Below are 16,829 nucleotides of genomic sequence, written 5' to 3'. Positions count from 1 at the left end.
TCATGAAGAAGACTGGCGGGGAACTAATCGTCGAGGCGCTGAAGGCGAACGGCGTCAAGCGTCTGTCCTGCGTGCCCGGCGAGAGCTTCCTTGCCGTTCTCGATGCGCTACGCGACAGCGACATCGATGTGATCGTCTGCCGCCAGGAAGGCGGCGCGGCGATGATGGCCGATTGCTGGGGCCGGCTGACCGGCGAACCCGGCATCTGCATGGTCACCCGCGGCCCCGGCGCCACCAACGCGTCTGCCGGTCTGCATATATCAAAGCAGGATTCGATCCCGATGATCCTCTTCATCGGCCAGGTGCAGCGTGAAGCACGCGAGCGTGAGGCTTTCCAGGAGGTCGAATTCCGCCGCGCCTTCACCGAATTCGCCAAATGGGTGGGCGAGATCGACGATGCCGCCCGCATTCCCGAGTTCGTCACCCGCGCCTTTGCGATCGCAACCTCCGGCCGCCCCGGCCCCGTGGTGCTGACGCTGCCGGAGGATATGCTGCGCGACGAAGTCGAAGCGCCCCGCGCCAAGCGTTATGTCAGCGTCGAGGCCCATCCCGGCCGCCGCCAGATCGACGATCTCTATCTGAGACTGCTCAAAGCCGAGCGGCCGATGGTGATCGTCGGCGGCACGCGCTGGGATGCCGATGCCGTCGCCGATTTTGCAATCTTCGCCGAACGGTTCCAATTGCCGGTCGGCTGTTCCTTCCGCCGGCAGATGCTGTTCGATCATCTCCACCCCTCCTATGCCGGCGATGTCGGCATAGGCATCAATCCGGCGCTGGCAAAGGAGATCAAGGAGAGCGACCTGCTGATCCTGCTCGGCGCCCGCATGTCGGAAATGCCGTCTTCGTCCTATACGCTGATCGATCTCCCCTACCCCCAGCAATCGCTGATTCACGTCTATCCCGATGCGTCCGAACTGGGCCGCATCTACCGCCCGGATCTCCCCATCTGCGCCGCACCTGCCGATTTCGTCGCGGCCCTTGCCGATCTGGAAGCGCCGGCCGAGCCGCATTGGGCGGAGCGCACGCAGCGCATGCACCAGGCCTATCTCACCTGGTCGAAACCGCCGGCGACAGGTCCGGGCGCCGTCCATATGGGGCCGATCATGGAGTGGCTGGAAGCCAATACCGGGCCGGAGACGATCTTCACCAACGGCGCCGGCAACTACGCCACGTGGCTGCACCGCTTCCATCGTTTCCGCCGCTTCAACACCCAGGCCGCGCCCACCTCAGGCTCGATGGGTTACGGCCTGCCCGCCGCCGTCGCCGCCAAGCGGCTCTTTCCAGAGCGCGAGGTCATCTGCTTTGCCGGCGACGGCTGTTTCCTGATGCACGGCCAGGAGTTCGCCACTGCCATCCGCTACGGCCTGCCGATCATATCGGTCGTGGTCAACAACGGCATCTACGGCACGATCCGCATGCATCAGGAGCGCGAATATCCCGGCCGCGTCAGCAGCACCGACCTGACCAACCCCGACTTCGCAGCCCTTGCCCGCGCCTATGGCGGCCATGGCGAAACGGTGGAAAGCACCGAGCAATTCGCCGCGGCCTTCGAGCGGGCGCGCGAAAGCGGCAAGCCGGCAATCATCGAAGTTAAACTCGATCCCGAGGCGATCACGCCGACACGCACGCTCTCGGAAATTGCGCAAACAAAAAGCCGGTAAGTCCGTGAGCTCACGCACCTACCGGCTTTGATGCAGTGCTGCGGCGACGATCAGTCGATCGCGGCCGTGACGATGAACTCGACCTTGTATTTCGGCGCTGCGAGCTTGGCTTCGCTGGTGGCGCGGGCCGGCGGATTGGCCGGATCGATCCAGGCTTCCCAGGCGGCGTTCATCTCGGCGAAATAGGCAATGTCGGAGAGATAGACGATCGTCTGCAGGATCTTCGACTTGTTGCTGCCGGATGCAGTCAGCAGGCGGTCGACTTCGGCAAGCGAGGACTTGCACTGATCGGTGACGCTTTCGCCCTCGCCGACCTGGCCTGCGAGATAAACCGTGTTGCCGTGAATGACGGCGCCGCTCATGCGTGCGCCGACGTCGATACGCTTAATGCTCATCATAGTCTCCTGAGTGAATGGGAAGGTGGCGGCGGCGCTGCGGTGCAGCGCCGGAAAATCGGCAGCCGGAATGGGGGCCTAGCTGCGGATATGGTGGGTCTTCTGGTAGATCGCCGTCGAGCGGGCGCCGGAGCGGCAATAGCCGAGCATCGGCCGCGGGAACTCGTCGAGCGCGTCGACCATGCCCTGGACCGCTTCCTCGGTCACGCCCATCGGCCCGACGGGCACATGGGTGATCTCCAGACCGAGTTCCTTGGCACGTGCCTCGATAACGGAAAACGACGTCTGATCGGGGCTCTCATGGTCGGGGCGGTGGCAGACGATCGATTTGAACCCCAGCGCCTTGATATCGTCGAGGTCCTCGGGCGTGATCTGACCCGAAACCGAATATTCATCGTCGATCTGGCGAATATCCATCGTCCTGTCTCCTCAAAAATGGTGGGCTGAAGGTCTACGACGCAGCTTGGCAAGCGTCAACAACACTTCGCTCACAGGAAGGCAAAGCTCAGCCCATAGCTGCGGCTCTCGCCGGGCGCCAGCATGTGGAACTCGCCGGCTGCCTCAAGCTCGTCACGCAATACCCAGCGATGCGAGACCGGCTCGATGCCGATGATATGGGCCGGCGCCTTCTGGTTTCGCCACACCTGCAGATAAGGCAGCGTGTCGGCGCGGAAACGCACGCGAAGCGTCCTGCCGCCGATCGCGGCGATGGGCCCTAGGCGAACTTCGGCAAAGCCCTGCTCCGTTGCCGGCGCCGACACGCAGAAGATGCCGCCCGGCTCCTCGCCGAATGTCCAGGGGAAACCGCCATTCTCCAGCATCCCGCCCTCGATCCGCGTGCCCTCGTCCAGCCATTTACCGCCGGTGTTCATGTGATACATCAGGAAGGTCGGCACCGTCTGATCGCTGGTGTTGACGACCCGGTCCTCGAGCCGGACCTCACCGGTCGCCCCATCGATCCGCCACAGCCGCTCGATGCGCTGCGGCAGTCCTTCGACGGTGGTGATGTCGATATCGGCCCGGCATTCGGCATTGCCGTTCTCCAATTTCGTCCACAGCACCTTGGCCGCATGGCCGGAGGCCGATCCGTGCAGCGGATAGACCTTGCCCTCGGCGCTACCGGCGATCGGCTGGCGGTGGCGGATATGGTCCGGCCCGCAGGTGAACAGGAAGCCTTCGAGCGAGTGATCGATTCGGGGATCGCCGTCGTCGGGAATGGCGCGCTTCGGCGCGATGTCGACGCCTTCGACGATGCATCCGCCGATATCCAGCACCGATGCTTCATCGAGCATCAGGCGCGGCCCGCTTGCAGCGGCAAATTCGATCATCGCAGTCTCCTCAGGGGCTTATCGGCCGAGTAGCGTTAGATTTTGCGCCGTCTTTCGTCAATCGAACCCTTTTCCTCTCTTGCGCTTTTGCCGCAACCATGGATTTTGCGGAACTGACGCGGAGACGCAAACGTTTATGAGTAAAAGGAAATCTTAGTGATTTTCATATTTTGTTCAGCACGGTTTCATAAATTCCACACTAGCGTCAAAATTCGCAGGTGTGTGTCGGCCTAGTCACTGTTCGAGGTGTGAGACGTGAATCGTTTTTTAAAGTCGGCATTTTCGCTTGCGGCCGTGCTGGCAGCCATTGCCGTTGCAGCACCGGAGGCCGGCGCGCAGCAGTTCCGTGACCGCCGCCAGAGCGATGTCGTACTCGTCACCCCGAGCGGCGAAATCCTCGATTATGTCCCACGCGGCTATATCTACGCCCGCGACCGCAGCGGCAACCGCGTGCTGATCGACGACTACGGCAATGTCGTCGCCACCGAGATGCGCGCCCGCGGCTACTATCCGCCGCGGCCCGGCCCGCGCGACGTCTATGCCGACCAGAACGGCAACGATCCCTATTACGCCGACGATGGCGACGCACGTTACTCCGAGCGCGGTGCGGTCACCGGCGGCATCCCGCGCGATGCGGCGATCGAACGCCAGCCGCTCGGCGAACAGCCCTATCCCCAGGACAACAGCATCGGCAATCCGCAGTCCGGCGACGATTATGCCTCGATCGATCCCGACCAGCAGATTCCGCCCGCCGACGCGCCCAAGGCCGCGCCGGACGAACCCGTCATCACGCTGAAGAATAAGTCGAAGCCGGAGATCGTCGCGCTGCAGGTCTTCCTCGACCGCGCCGGCATCTCGCCCGGTGTCATCGACGGCCATATGGGCTCGAACGTCACCAAATCGGTCTATGCCTATGACCAGATGACCGGCTCCAAACTCGACCCGAACGACACCGACGCCATTCTGGAAGAGTTGCGCATGAACGGCGGCCTGCCGGTCGTCAGCTACACGATCACGCCGGCCGATGCCGCCGGCCCCTACGTCGCAGAGATCCCGGAAGACTATTCGCATAAGGCGCTGCTGCCGTCGCTTGCCTATACATCGACCACCGAAATGCTGGCCGAGCGCTTCCACATGGACGAGGCCTTCCTCAAGGAGATGAACCCCGGCGCTGATTTCAGCGTCGCCGGCACCGTCATCAAGGTCGTCAATCCGGGTGAGCCGAGGAGCGGCGAAGTTGCCCGTATCATCGCCGACAAGGGCCGCAAGCAGGTCTTTGCCTATGATAGCGCCGGCAATCTCATTGCCGCCTATCCGGCATCGATCGGCTCCACCGACACACCCTCCCCGTCGGGCATCGTGACGGTCGAGCGCGTCGCCTTCAATCCCGGTTACACCTATAATCCGAAGATCAATTTCCAGCAGGGCGCCAACGACAAGATCCTCAACATTCCGCCCGGCCCGAACGGCCCGGTCGGTACCGTCTGGATGGCGCTCTCCAAGCCGACCTACGGCATCCACGGCACGCCCGAGCCTTCCAAGATCGGCCGCACCCAGAGCCACGGCTGCATCCGCCTGACCAATTGGGACGCAACCGAGCTTGCCAAGATGGTCAAGCCGGGAGTGACGGTCGAATTCGTCGATTGAAGCCAGCGTGATAACGACACGGAAAAGGCCGCCGGATCGCTCCGGCGGCCTTTTCGGTTTATACGAGGGATGTTCAGGCCGCCGTTGCCATACGGAGCGACACCGTCAGCCGGGCGGGCAGCTTGCTCATGATCTCCTCGGCAAAACAGGTGGCGTTTTCACGCGCCTTGTCGAGATTGCTGACGCGGGCGGGATCGAGCGTGTGCAACGTGCCGCCACAGTCGAAGATGTCTCGGAAGGCGGAGCGTTCGATGATCGCCGTGTCCAGCACCGGCACATGCCGCTCGCTGAGCAGCGATTTGACGAGTTGCAGCGCCCGGGTCGTGACCATCGAGTTGACGCGGGTCAGCACCACTGAATGACCGATCTTGATACCCGCCTTTTCGTCCAGATACTGCAGCAGTTCGAGCACCTGCGCGCCGCCGCGCGCATCCATCGCACAGCCCTGGATCGGGATCAGCACATGGTCGGAAAGGCCGACGGCGGTGGCAAGCAGCGGATTGCGCGCACCCGGCAGGTCGACGATGAAATAGTCGGTATTGTGCTTGTTCTCATTGATATGCAGCGGCAGCGAGGCGGTGGTGACGAAATCGATCACCGAAATATTGGGCACATGACCAGATATCTCGTGCCAGCGCGAAATCCAGTGCTGCGGATCGGCGTCGAGAATGGTGACGCGAAAACCCTTGCGGGCAAGCTCGGTGGCGAGCAGGAGAACAGCGGTCGTCTTGCCGGCGCCGCCCTTGGTATTTGCGAATGTGATGACAGGCATGTTCAGTCCTCGGAAGGAAATGGTGCGAGCCGGAATCGCTCTTTTACGCACCATCGGAGCATCGTGCGGTTAATCCATCCTTTCTAATCATGGTTAACAAATTCCAAACACGCGCGCCGAAATTGCAGCCGGTATTTTTCACATCCCTAAAATTGGGGATGTCGCTAGAATGAAAAAAGCCCGGAAAGCAAGGCTTTCCGGGCCGGTCTGCAGGTCCGATCTTATGATCTCAGAAGCAATCGCTGAAAAGCACCTTGGTATTCTCGAGCGTCATGGCAACCGGGTTGCCGCCCGCGCTCGGATCTTCGATCGCCATGGCCGACAATTCGTCGATGCGGTCGGCAGCGATTCCCATCGCCGTCAGCGTCTCCGGCACGCCGAGGTCGGAGCGGAGCTTCAATACATAGTCGTAGAAGCCGTCGAAACCGCCCGAAATACCGAGATAGGCGGCGGCGCGGCTGATCTTTTCCTCGATCGCCGTGCGGTTGAAGCGCAGCACCGCCGGCATGACAACTGCGTTGGTCATGCCGTGATGGGTGTTGTAGACGGCGCCGATCGGGTGCGACAGCGCGTGAATGGCGCCGAGCCCCTTCTGGAAGGCGACAGCACCCATGGCGGCAGCGGACATCATGTTGGCGCGTGCTTCAAGATCGGTGCCTTCCCGATAGGCGCGCGGCAGGAATTCCTTGACGAGCCGCATGCCTTCGAGCGCGATGCCGGCCGACATCGGGTGATAGAAGGGCGAGGAATAGGCCTCCAGGCAATGGGCAAAGGCATCCATGCCGGTGCCGGCCGTGATGATCTTCGGCATGCCGACGGTCAGTTCCGGATCGGAGATGACGACACCAGGCAAGAACTTCGGATGGAAGATGATCTTCTTCACATGCGTTTGCGAATTGGTGATGACGCTGGCGCGGCCGACTTCCGAGCCGGTACCCGCTGTCGTCGGCACGGCGACGATCGGGGCAATGCCTTCGAGGCTTGCCCGCGTCCACCAGTCGCCGATATCCTCGAAATCCCAGACAGGCCGGGTCTGACCTGCCATGAAGGCGACGCACTTGCCGAGATCGAGGCCCGAGCCGCCGCCGAAGGCGACGACGCCGTCATGGCCGCCATCCTTGAAAGCCTTGACGCCGGCCTCGAGGTTCTTCTCGTTCGGGTTCGGATCGACGTCGGCAAAGATCGCCCGGCCAAGGCCTGCGTCTTCGAGAATGTCGAGCGCGTTCTTGGTGATCGCCATCGAGGCGAGGCCGCGGTCGGTGACCAGCAGCGGCTTTTTGATGCCGAGGCTCTTGCAGGCGTCTGCCACTTCCTTGATCCGGCCCCGGCCGAGCTTGACTGATGTCGGATAGCTCCAGTTTGCGGTGATGTTGCTGCTCATACTGTGACTTTCTTCAGGTGGAAGGATTTCGGGCGCGTCAGATTCTGGAAGCCGATGATCGACAGCGAGCCGCCGCGGCCCGTCTCCTTGACGCCGGTCCAGCAGAGCGCCGGGTCGAGATAATCGGCGCGGTTCATGAAAACGGTGCCGGTTTCGATCTCGCGGCCGAGCCGCCCTGCCCGTTCGGCATCCTTGGTCCAGAGCGAGGCCGTTAGCCCGTACTGGCTGTCGTTCATCAAGGCGAGCGCCTCTTCGTCGCTCTTCACCTTCATGATGCCGACCGCCGGACCGAAGGTCTCCTCGCGCATGAAGGCCATGGAATGGTCGACATCGACGAGAACCTGCGGTGCGAGATAAGCGCCGCCGTCGTCCTGAGGGAAAAGCTTGGGATCGACAAGCGCCTTGGCGCCCTTGGAGACCGCATCGGCAATCTGCTCGCGCACCACCTTGGCGAAGCGCTTGTTCGCCATTGGTCCGAGCGAAGTCTCGGGATCGAGCGGATTGCCGAGCTTGTAATTCGACACCCAGGCGACCGACTTTTCGACGAAGGCGTCGTAGAGGGATTCGTGCACATAGATGCGCTCGATGCCGCAGCAGCACTGGCCGGAATTGTAGGTCGCGCCGTCCATCAGCGTATCGACGGCCGCCTCAAGATCGGCGTCTTCCATGACGTAACCCGGATCCTTGCCGCCGAGTTCGAGGCCGAGGCCGGTGAAGGTGCCGGCGGCGGCCCGCTCCATCGAGCGCCCGCCTTCGACCGATCCGGTAAAGTTGACGAAATTGAAGCTGCCGGCAGCAATCAGCGCCGAGGTCGTCTGATGATCGAGGAAGACATTCTGGAACACGTCCTCGGGAATGCCCGCCTCCACGAAGGCCTGCACCAGCCGCTCGCCGACGAGCAGCGTCTGCGAGGCATGTTTCAGAACGACGGTATTGCCCGCCATCAGCGCCGGCGCAATCGTGTTGATTGCGGTCATATAGGGATAGTTCCAGGGTGCCACGACGAAGACGACGCCATGCGCTTCGCGCTCGATGCGGCGTTCAAAACGATCGCTCTCCTCGATGACAACAGGCGCCAGCGCATCGGCAGCGATCGAGGCGACATAGTTGGAGCGCTCGTTGAAACCCTTGTATTCGCCGCCATACTTGACCGGCCGGCCCATCTGCCAGGCAAGCTCCGGCACGACGACGTCGGACATCTCGTTCAGCCGCGCAGCACCCTTCAGCACCAGTTGCACGCGCTCTTCGAGCGGCCGTTTCGCCCAGGCCTTCTGCGCCTTGCGGGCCCGCGCCACAACATCCTTGGCGGCATCGAGAGAAAGTGCGGCGCGTTCGGCATAGACCGACCCGTCAACCGGTGAAATGCATTGGATCATCGTCATGATCGATTTCCGTCCTCGTATTGATCAAAATTTCGGCGAGGGCATGAGCCCCTCATCAGCCTGCCGGCACCTTCGCCCCGTAAGCGGGGCGAAGGGGGATAGCCGCAGCGTCTCCGTCCCATCTACCTCTCGTATGGCAAGTCCCCTCTCCCCGTAAAACGGGGGGAGGGTTAGGGTGAGGGGCAAACAACCCGCAATCCCTACTAGGCTCTTTCGAAACCGCGCGCCACTTCCCAATCGGTGATGCGGCGGTCGTATTCTTCCTGCTCCCATTCGGCAGCACGGGTATAGTGGTCGATTACATCATCGCCGAAGGCTTTGCGCAGCATTGCCGATTCCGTCATTGCGGTCGTGGCGGCGCGGAGCGTGCGCGGGATTTCTCGAATATCCTTGCTGCCATAGGCGTCGCCGACGAAAGGAGCCTCGAGCTCGAGCCTGTTCTCGATCCCGTCGATACCGGCCGCAAGCAGCGCGGCAAAGGCGAGATAGGGATTGAGATCGGAGCCGCCGACGCGGCACTCGATGCGGATACCCTTGGTCTCTTCGCCGCAGAGACGATAGCCGGCGGTGCGGTTGTCCTTGCTCCAGATCGCCTTGGTCGGTGCGAAAGTGCCGGCCATGAAGCGCTTGTAGGAATTGATGTAGGGCGCCAGGAAATAGGTGATCTCGCTCGCATGCGCGAGAAGCCCTGCAACATAATTATGCATCAGCGGCGACATGCCGTATTTGCCGGTATGGTCGAAGAACAGCGGCTTTTCCTCAAGGCTCCAGAGCGACTGATGGATATGCGAGGAACTGCCGGCGGCATTGTAATTCCACTTGGCCAGGAAGGTGATCGCCTTGCCTTTCGACCAGGCGATCTCCTTGCAGCCATTCTTGATGATCGCGTGCCGGTCGGCCATGGCAAGCGCATCGGCATAACGCACGTTGATCTCCTCCTGGCCGGCCGAGGCCTCGCCCTTGGAGTTCTCGACCGGAATGCCGGCCCCCTGCAGCCCGGTGCGGATCGCCCGCATCACCTCTTCCTCCTTGGTAGTCTGGAAGATGTGGTAGTCCTCGTTATAGGCGCTGGCGAGCTTGAGGTTGCGGTAGCCCGCCGTATGCGCCGACTCGTAGCTCTGGTCGAACAGGAAGAATTCGAGCTCGGAGGCCATGTAAGCCTTCATGCCCATATCTTCGAGGCGCTTCACCTGCTTCTTCAGGATTGCACGCGGCGAATGGGCGACCTCTTCATGGGTGTGATGGTCGAGCATGTCGCAGAGCACCAGCGCCGTGCCCTCGAGCCAGGGAATGCGGCGCAGCGTCGCCAGATCCGGCTTCATCGTATAGTCGCCGTAACCCTTTTCCCAGCTGGTCGCCTTATAGCCGGAAACCGTCTCCATCTCCATGTCGGTGGCGATCAGATAGTTGCAGCTATGGGTTTCCTTCCAGGCGCTCTCGACGAAATATTCCGCCTGAAAGCGCTTGCCCATCAGACGGCCCTGCATGTCCACCTGGCACGCAAGAACCGTATCGATGCGCCCTTCGGCAACATCCTTCTTGAGATCGTCGAATGTGTAGCTGCTCATGGTTGATCCGCCTGACATTGGAATTGAGATGATCGGGGCAACGAAATCGCATGCGCTCGGCCGGATGTGGGCCTGATGCCTTTTCGTTGAACCAGCGATGGGGCCGCAGGAGCGGCCCCGCCATTTGAGAGGGAAGCCTCGATGCTTATTTTTCGCCGCTTTCGCCAACCGCCGCTTCGGCAGCTGCGATTTCGGCCTGGCGCTTTGCCACCTCAGCGCCGATCGGCGGTCCCTTGAAGCGCCGGCTTTCAAAACCGAACCAGACGATGGCGGTCATCAGAAGGAAGCCAACGGTAACGTAAAGGGCAGCACCGTTCGGCGGTTGGATTCCGAGAATGAAGATCAGAACCATCGCGATGATCGACAGCACTGCAAAGAGCTTGAAGAGGCCTTCGCCGAGGTTCCACGGTCCCATCTTGTCCCATTTCGATGTGCCCCAGGCGAAGAGGCCGAGCGTGATCGGGATCGCGAAGGAGAAGAAGAGGAAGATGACCGTGCACGAAACGACGATGGTGTACACCGGCGTGTCGCCAATTTTCATGATATCGAGTGAGGTGAACCAGACGAACAGCACCGAAAGGATCGAGCCGGTCCAGATCGCAGCCACCGGCGTGCGGTACTGCGGGCTGACTTTCGACAGCGCCTTCGATGCCGGTAGGCCGCCGTCACGCGAGAAGGCGAAGATCATGCGGGAAACCGAAGTGACGGTAGCAAGGCCGCACAGCCACTGACTGACGAGGATCGCCAAGTAGAGGATGTCCTTCACGGTCGCGTTGACCTGCGTGTCCATCGCCCAGAAGAACACGTTCCAGCCCTGTTTTGCTGCATCGTCCATATTCGGCAGCATGAGCACGAAAGAGCACAGCATGATGTAGCCGAAGAGTGCCGACCACAGAACTGAGGCGACCATGCCACGCGGCACCGAGTGGGCGGCTTTGACCGTCTCTTCCGACGTATGCGCTGAAGCGTCGTAGCCGGTGATGGTGTAGATCGGCAGCAGCAGACCGAGCAGGAAAACCCAGCTGCCCGACGTCGTCGGCCAGACACTGCCGCCCGCTTCGCCGGAATAATTGGCGAAGGTGAAGAGCCGGCCGAATTCATATGACGGGGCCGATAACAGGCACACTACGGCAAGCGCGATGGCGGTCGCGAAGATCAGATAACCCGAGAAGTCTGTCAGCTTTGCGGTCAACCCTATCCCCATATGGTTCACGAGCGCCTGTGCGCCGGTGATGATGACGAGGAAGACGATCCGCACCGTGATAGTGTCCGTCAAGCCAAGATAGCCCGTGCCGAACGTACCCATGAAGAAATAATAGGTGCCGACATTGATGGCGCCGAGCACCGTGACGAGACCGAGCAGGTTGAACCAGGCGGTCAGCCAGCCAGTGAAGCGGTTGCCGAGGATCGAACCCCAGTGATAAAGCCCGCCGGCCGTCGGATAGGCGGAGCTGATCTGCGCCATGGCAACGGCGAAGACGAGCGAGATGAAGCAGCCGAGCGGCCAGCCGATGCCGATGGCGGCTCCGCCGGCACCGGAGGTCGCTTGCGCCAGCGAATTGATGCCGCCGGAGAGGATGCAGATGATGGAAAATGAGACGGCGAAGTTCGAGAACGAGCTCATGCGTCGTTCGAGTTCTTGGGCATAACCCATGGAATGCAGGATGTGCACATCCTGCTTCTTGTCCAGTTCGGAATAATCCGACATGACTTCCCCCTGTTCACGATCGGCCGCGGGATTGCGGGCCGGTTCAGTGCCAAATTGCCCGCTGCATTTGCGCCGTGCGGACGTTCGCAGTTAGACTGCTCCCTCGGGTCTTCTTTTTATCAGGCGTCCAGGCTTTGCTGGAGCAGCCCTTTTAGATAGTCGGCCATGACCCCTTGGCCGACATCGTCTGCGACGAGGTCGTTGCGGACCTCGATCATCACATTGCGCAAGCCGTTCGACAGCCCGTGCAGGATCAGCGTGTGAGTCACGCCATCCTCAGGCCCGTAAGGCTGGTTGCGTTCCGTCCTGTAAAGCGGCGCCTCGGCCGCAGCCTCCAGCATGCGGTCGGCGAGCCGGCTGTCCTCATCGTGCAATATGCCGAGTTCGACGGCGCGTTCGCGGCCGTGATAGACCGGCGTGAAGCTATGGATCGTCACGATGATGCTGTCTTGCCCCCTCGCCCGGCGATCGCGGATCAGCCCGCGGATGGCGTCGTGGAAAGGCACGTAGAGTGCGTCGGTGCGCGCAAGCCGTTCTTCGGCGGTCAAATCCGTGTTGCCGGGAATGGCATAGATCTCGCTTACTTCAGGCATGGCGCCGGGTGAACTCGGCGGCCGGTTGCAGTCGTAGATCAGCCGAGAGAACCGCTGGTAGACGAGCGTCGCATCGAGCCCTTCCGATATGCCGCGGGCGACTGAAAGAGCCCCCGGGTCCCAGGCAATGTGGCTTAAGAGCGCTTCGCTGGGCAGGCCGAGATCACCGAAATGAGCGGGAAGCACATTCGAAGCGTGCTCGCAGACGAGCAGCACCGGGCTTCGGCCGCCGACGCGCTCGATCCTGACGCAATCACCGTCCGCTTCGCTGAGGATTTTTGGCCCGGCCAGCACCAATGGCGCCACTCCTATCCCTTAATAAAAGCTTTCCAAGAAAAGAATTCTTCAGGTTTCGGTCACTGTCAAGCGTCGACTGAAAATTTCTTTTCATGACAGTAGTTGACATGGATTATGACAGCGTTGTTAACTTTGGGCGGGAAAGTGGCGCCAGACCACCCCGGGGAGCATCGTTAAGTGACAGTTGCATCGAAGACGGTTTCGGACGTCATACACTCGCATTTCGGGGTGCTGACGCGCGCCGAGAAGCAACTGGCCGAAAGCCTTCTCGACAATTATCCGGTATCCGGTCTCGGCAGCATCACCACGATCGCCGAGAATGCCGGCGTTTCGACGCCGACGGTCGTGCGCATGGTGCAGAAGCTCGGCTTCAAGGGCTATCCGGACTTTCAGGCACATCTGCATCTGGAGGTCGAAGCGACGATCTCCAACCCGATCGCCAAGCATGATCGTTGGGCCCAGAACGCGCCTGGCACGCATATCCTCAACCGTTTCGCCGATGCCATCATGAGCAATCTGCGCCAGACGTTGACCGATCTCGACACCGCGACCTTCGACAGCGTCGCCTCACTGCTGTCGGACCGCAAGCGCGGCCTCTATTTCGTCGGCGGCCGCATCACCGGCGCGCTTGCCGAATATTTCTTCACCCATATGCAGGTGATTCGGCCGGCGACGACGCTGCTATCATCGAACTCCAGCAGCTGGCCGCAATATGCTCTCAACATGAATGCCGGCGACATTCTGATCATCTTCGACATCCGCCGCTACGAGCAGGAGATGGTGAGCCTTGCGACTGCCGCTCGCAAACGCGGCGCAGAAATCGTCGTCTTCACCGACCAGTGGAGCTCGCCCGCCGCCAAGCTCGCCCGGCATGCCTTCCGCGTTCGGATCGAGGCGCCGTCGGCTTGGGACTCCTCCGTCGTCACCCTCTTCATCGTTGAAGCGCTCATCGAGGCCGTTCAGAACTCCACCTGGGACGAGACGAAGGAGCGCATGAAGACGCTTGAGGGCTTGTTCGAGCAGACCAAGCTTTTCCGCAAACCGGGTTAGGAGGGACAAGAAAAACAAAGGGGAGAACAAGGACGGACTTTCGCGGAAACAGGTCGTGTCGTCGCAAATAAAACACGTGTCGCAAACGCCTGCTATTCATAGCAAAATTAACGTCATCCACCCGTCACACAAGCTTCATGTAAGCTGATTAACAGCATCGCCAGACACTGAAAACCCGAAGGAGAACAACAGTGATCTCTAACATTTCTCGACTTCTGTCGCTCTCTACTGCGATGATCGTGGCTTCGACCGCGATTGCCGCCGCCGAGCCGAGCGCTGAACTTATCGCCGCCGCCAAGAAGGAAGGCACCCTGACCACGATCGCTCTTCCGCACGACTGGTGCGGCTACGGCGACGTCATTGCCGGCTTCAAGGCCAAGTATGGCCTCGAAGTCAACGAACTGAACCCGGACGCAGGTTCGGGCGACGAAGTCGAAGCCATCAAGGCCAACAAGGGCAACACCGGTCCGCAGGCTCCTGACGTCATCGACGTCGGCCTCTCCTTCGGTCCGTCCGCCAAGAAGGACGGTCTGATCCAGCCTTACAAGGTTTCCACCTGGGATTCGATCCCGGACACGGCCAAGGATGCCGAAGGCTTCTGGTACGGCGACTATTACGGCGTTCTCTCGTTCCTCGTGAACAAGGACCTCGTCAAGGAATCGCCGGCCGACTGGACCGACCTGAAGAAGAGCGACTACGCAAACACGGTCGCGCTTGCAGGTGATCCGCGTAGCGCCAACCAGGCTGTCCAGGGCGTCTATGCTGCTGGTCTTTCCGCATCCGGCGGTGACGCGGCCAAGGCAGGCGAAGAAGGCCTGAAGTTCTTCGCCGAACTCAACAAGGCTGGCAACTTCGTGCCGGTCGTCGGCAAGGCGGCTCCCTTCGCTCAGGGCTCGACGCCGATCATCGTCGCCTGGGACTACAACGCCCTGTCCTGGGGCCAGAGCCTCAAGGGCAATCCTCCGTTCGAGGTTGTCGTTCCGAAGACGGGCGTCGTTGCCGGTGTCTACGTCCAGGCGATTTCGGCCTTCGCTCCGCACCCGAACGCTGCCAAGCTCTGGATGGAATACCTCTATTCCGACGAAGGTCAGCTTGGCTGGCTGAAGGGATATTGCCACCCGATCCGCTTCAACGATCTTGCCAAGAACAACAAGATCCCGAAGGACCTGCTCGACAAGCTGCCGCCGGCAGCAGCCTATGAAAAGGCTGTTTTCCCGACGCTCGAAGAGCAGGCGGCCGGCAAGGAAACCATCACCAAGAACTGGGATTCCGTGGTCGGCGCCAGCGTCAAGTAACCTCTGATCCTGCCTCCCCGCCCAACGGCGGGGAGGTTTTCTCACTCCGACGCCCCAGGATGAGCTTTTCCATGAGCACCGTCTCAACGCCTATGGTCAGCAGCGCCCCCTTGATCAACAGAGATCGCGTGATCGACTGGCTGGGCATTGCACCCTTCATTATCTTCTCGCTGCTGTTTCTGATCATCCCCACGCTTTATCTCGTGGCGGGCGCGTTCCTGACACCCGAGGGCAGTTTTACGCTGAAGAATATCGGCGATCTTTTTACGCCATCGATCATGAGCGCTTATTGGATCAGTATCCGGGTCTCGGTCGCCTCGGCTCTGGGCGGCGCGTTGATCGGCTTTTTCCTCGCCTGGGCCGTCGTGCTCGGCGGCCTGCCGAACTCGGTGCGCTCGACGCTTCTGACCTTCTCCGGCGTCGCCTCCAATTTCGCCGGCGTGCCGCTCGCCTTCGCCTTTCTGGCAACGCTCGGCCGCACCGGCCTCGTGACGGTCTTCCTGCGGGAATGGTTCGACTTCAACCTTTACAGCACCGGCTTCAACCTGCTGTCCTTCTTCGGCCTCACCATCACCTATATGTATTTCCAGATCCCGCTGATGGTGCTGATCCTGACGCCTGCGCTCGACGGCATGAAGAAGGAATGGCGTGAAGCCTCGCAGATCCTCGGCGCCACCAACCGTCAGTACTGGACGATGGTCGCGATGCCGATCCTCTGGCCGAGCCTGCTCGGCACGACACTGCTGCTCTTTGCCAACGCCTTCGGCGCCATAGCCACCGCCTTCGCGCTGACCGGCAGTTCGCTGAACATCGTGCCGATCCTGCTCTACGCGCAGATCCGCGGCGACGTTCTGCACAATGCCAACCTCGGGTACGCAATCGCGCTCGGCATGATCGTGATCACCGGCGTATCCAACGTCCTGTACCTCATGCTGCGCATGCGCGCCGAACGGTGGCAGAAATGAAAGCGCAACGTCTCGGAGCCTGGATCGCCATCATCCTGGGCGCGTCCTATTTCATCATTCCGCTAATCGGCACCATTGAATTTTCGCTGCGAATGCGCCGCGGTGAATACAGTCTCGATGCCTATCAGTCGGTCTTCTCGGACGCCCAGTTCCGCGAGACCTTCGGCTACTCCATGATGATGGCGCTTCTGACCATTGTCTTCGGCATGCTACTCGTCGTGCCGACGGCCTACTGGGTGCGGCTGCGGCTGCCGCAGATGCGCCCGGTCGTCGAATTCATCACGCTGCTCCCGCTCGTCATTCCGGCAATCGTCATCGTCTTCGGTTATCTCAGGATGTACAACTCGTCGTCCTATCTGCCGCTGACGGGTTCGACGACCGGCACCAACATACTGCTGGTCTTCTCCTACATCACGCTGTCCCTGCCCTACATGTACCGCGCCGTCGACACCGCCATGCGCGCCATCGACGTCCGCACCCTGACGGAAGCAGCCGAAAGCCTCGGCGCGCGCTGGACGACCATCATGTTCAGGTGCATTTTTCCCAACGTCATGAGCGGCGTGCTGTCGGGTGCCTTCATCACGCTGGCGATCGTCATGGGCGAATTCACCTTCGCTGCCCTGCTCAACCGCCCGGCCTTCGGCCCCTACCTGCAGCTCGTCGGTGCAAACAAGGCCTATGAGCCTTCGGCGCTCGCCGTCATCGCCTTCTCGATCACCTGGCTCAGCATGGGCCTGCTCAACCTCGTTTCCCGCTTCGGCAAAGCCCGCCCGGCAAAGGCTTAAGG

The 16,829-nt window shown here is 61.2% G+C and carries 15 protein-coding genes; 6 read left to right on the top strand and 9 right to left on the bottom strand.

Annotation, left to right across the window (positions count from 1 at the left end):
* Positions 1 to 2 precede the first annotated feature (2 nt).
* Complete coding sequence (locus tag FHX03_RS09050; RefSeq protein ID WP_183853362.1) at positions 3 to 1,661, top strand: thiamine pyrophosphate-binding protein; 1,659 nt, start codon at positions 3 to 5, stop codon at positions 1,659 to 1,661.
* Positions 1,662 to 1,711: 50 nt separating this feature from the next.
* Here FHX03_RS09050 and FHX03_RS09045 read toward each other — a convergent pair whose 3' ends face one another.
* From FHX03_RS09045 to FHX03_RS09035, 3 genes are all read right to left on the bottom strand, one after another.
* Positions 1,712 to 2,056, bottom strand: a complete 345-nt coding sequence (locus FHX03_RS09045) for a RidA family protein (RefSeq protein WP_097628219.1) — start codon at positions 2,054 to 2,056, stop codon at positions 1,712 to 1,714.
* 78 nt (positions 2,057 to 2,134) lie between these two features.
* Positions 2,135 to 2,473 carry a TIGR01244 family sulfur transferase gene (locus tag FHX03_RS09040; protein WP_097628218.1) on the bottom strand — a complete coding sequence of 113 codons (339 nt, stop codon included), beginning with the start codon at positions 2,471 to 2,473 and terminating at the stop codon, positions 2,135 to 2,137.
* Positions 2,474 to 2,544: 71 nt separating this feature from the next.
* Positions 2,545 to 3,384, bottom strand: coding sequence for an aldose 1-epimerase family protein (locus FHX03_RS09035; protein ID WP_183853360.1), 840 nt, complete (start codon positions 3,382 to 3,384; stop codon positions 2,545 to 2,547).
* Positions 3,385 to 3,639: 255 nt separating this feature from the next.
* Between FHX03_RS09035 and FHX03_RS09030 the strand changes: the two genes are divergently transcribed.
* Positions 3,640 to 5,031: a L,D-transpeptidase gene (locus FHX03_RS09030; RefSeq protein WP_183853358.1), complete on the top strand. Its 1,392-nt coding sequence runs from the start codon at positions 3,640 to 3,642 to the stop codon at positions 5,029 to 5,031.
* A gap of 73 nt (positions 5,032 to 5,104) precedes the next feature.
* On the opposite strand, the gene FHX03_RS09025 is transcribed toward FHX03_RS09030, so the two are convergent.
* The 6 genes from FHX03_RS09025 to FHX03_RS09000 all read right to left on the bottom strand — a co-directional run bounded on the left by FHX03_RS09025 (position 5,105) and on the right by FHX03_RS09000 (position 12,732).
* Positions 5,105 to 5,803 carry a ParA family protein gene (locus tag FHX03_RS09025; RefSeq protein WP_183777630.1) on the bottom strand — a complete coding sequence of 233 codons (699 nt, stop codon included), beginning with the start codon at positions 5,801 to 5,803 and terminating at the stop codon, positions 5,105 to 5,107.
* A 229-nt stretch (positions 5,804 to 6,032) separates the two neighbouring features.
* Positions 6,033 to 7,184 carry an iron-containing alcohol dehydrogenase gene (locus tag FHX03_RS09020; RefSeq protein WP_183853355.1) on the bottom strand — a complete coding sequence of 384 codons (1,152 nt, stop codon included), beginning with the start codon at positions 7,182 to 7,184 and terminating at the stop codon, positions 6,033 to 6,035.
* Entirely contained in the window at positions 7,181 to 8,566 is a 1,386-nt protein-coding gene (locus FHX03_RS09015) for an aldehyde dehydrogenase family protein (RefSeq protein ID WP_097628213.1), read from the bottom strand. The genes FHX03_RS09020 and FHX03_RS09015 overlap by 4 nt, the downstream gene beginning before the upstream one ends.
* Positions 8,567 to 8,769: 203 nt before the next feature.
* Positions 8,770 to 10,134, bottom strand: coding sequence for a glutamine synthetase family protein (locus tag FHX03_RS09010; protein ID WP_183853353.1), 1,365 nt, complete (start codon positions 10,132 to 10,134; stop codon positions 8,770 to 8,772).
* Positions 10,135 to 10,279: 145 nt separating this feature from the next.
* Positions 10,280 to 11,842, bottom strand: a complete 1,563-nt coding sequence (locus tag FHX03_RS09005; protein WP_097628211.1) for an amino acid permease — start codon at positions 11,840 to 11,842, stop codon at positions 10,280 to 10,282.
* Positions 11,843 to 11,961: 119 nt separating this feature from the next.
* Positions 11,962 to 12,732: an N-formylglutamate amidohydrolase gene (locus FHX03_RS09000; protein WP_183853445.1), complete on the bottom strand. Its 771-nt coding sequence runs from the start codon at positions 12,730 to 12,732 to the stop codon at positions 11,962 to 11,964.
* A gap of 177 nt (positions 12,733 to 12,909) precedes the next feature.
* Here FHX03_RS09000 and FHX03_RS08995 point away from each other — a divergent pair, with 177 nt between their 5' ends.
* The 4 genes from FHX03_RS08995 (at position 12,910) to FHX03_RS08980 (ending at position 16,827) form a co-directional block, all read left to right on the top strand.
* Entirely contained in the window at positions 12,910 to 13,782 is an 873-nt protein-coding gene (locus tag FHX03_RS08995) for a MurR/RpiR family transcriptional regulator (protein WP_003593299.1), read from the top strand.
* Between the two features lie 191 nt (positions 13,783 to 13,973).
* The gene (locus FHX03_RS08990) at positions 13,974 to 15,077 is read left to right on the top strand and encodes an ABC transporter substrate-binding protein (RefSeq protein ID WP_012558401.1); all 1,104 of its coding nucleotides are present in this window, start codon (positions 13,974 to 13,976) and stop codon (positions 15,075 to 15,077) included.
* 71 nt (positions 15,078 to 15,148) lie between these two features.
* A complete protein-coding gene (locus FHX03_RS08985) occupies positions 15,149 to 16,042 on the top strand; it encodes an ABC transporter permease (RefSeq protein WP_097628315.1) in 894 nt (297 codons plus the stop codon).
* On the top strand, positions 16,039 to 16,827 hold the full coding sequence (locus FHX03_RS08980) for an ABC transporter permease (protein ID WP_003593296.1): 789 nt from the start codon (positions 16,039 to 16,041) through the stop codon (positions 16,825 to 16,827). The genes FHX03_RS08985 and FHX03_RS08980 overlap by 4 nt, the downstream gene beginning before the upstream one ends.
* Positions 16,828 to 16,829: the final 2 nt, after the last annotated feature.

The sequence above is a fragment of the Rhizobium sp. BK456 genome (assembly GCF_014194045.1).
Classification (GTDB): domain Bacteria; phylum Pseudomonadota; class Alphaproteobacteria; order Rhizobiales; family Rhizobiaceae; genus Rhizobium; species Rhizobium redzepovicii.
This window is presented reverse-complemented; position numbering and strand designations above follow the sequence as displayed.

Coding starts and splice junctions, on each gene's coding strand:
- FHX03_RS09050 (WP_183853362.1), top strand. CDS start 3: ATGAAGAAGACTGGCGGGGAACTAATCGTCGAGGCGCTGAAGGCGAAC.
- FHX03_RS09045 (WP_097628219.1), bottom strand. CDS start 2,056: ATGAGCATTAAGCGTATCGACGTCGGCGCACGCATGAGCGGCGCCGTC.
- FHX03_RS09040 (WP_097628218.1), bottom strand. CDS start 2,473: ATGGATATTCGCCAGATCGACGATGAATATTCGGTTTCGGGTCAGATC.
- FHX03_RS09035 (WP_183853360.1), bottom strand. CDS start 3,384: ATGATCGAATTTGCCGCTGCAAGCGGGCCGCGCCTGATGCTCGATGAA.
- FHX03_RS09025 (WP_183777630.1), bottom strand. CDS start 5,803: ATGCCTGTCATCACATTCGCAAATACCAAGGGCGGCGCCGGCAAGACG.
- FHX03_RS09020 (WP_183853355.1), bottom strand. CDS start 7,184: ATGAGCAGCAACATCACCGCAAACTGGAGCTATCCGACATCAGTCAAG.
- FHX03_RS09015 (WP_097628213.1), bottom strand. CDS start 8,566: ATGACGATGATCCAATGCATTTCACCGGTTGACGGGTCGGTCTATGCC.
- FHX03_RS09010 (WP_183853353.1), bottom strand. CDS start 10,134: ATGAGCAGCTACACATTCGACGATCTCAAGAAGGATGTTGCCGAAGGG.
- FHX03_RS09005 (WP_097628211.1), bottom strand. CDS start 11,842: ATGTCGGATTATTCCGAACTGGACAAGAAGCAGGATGTGCACATCCTG.
- FHX03_RS08985 (WP_097628315.1), top strand. CDS start 15,149: ATGAGCACCGTCTCAACGCCTATGGTCAGCAGCGCCCCCTTGATCAAC.
- FHX03_RS08980 (WP_003593296.1), top strand. CDS start 16,039: ATGAAAGCGCAACGTCTCGGAGCCTGGATCGCCATCATCCTGGGCGCG.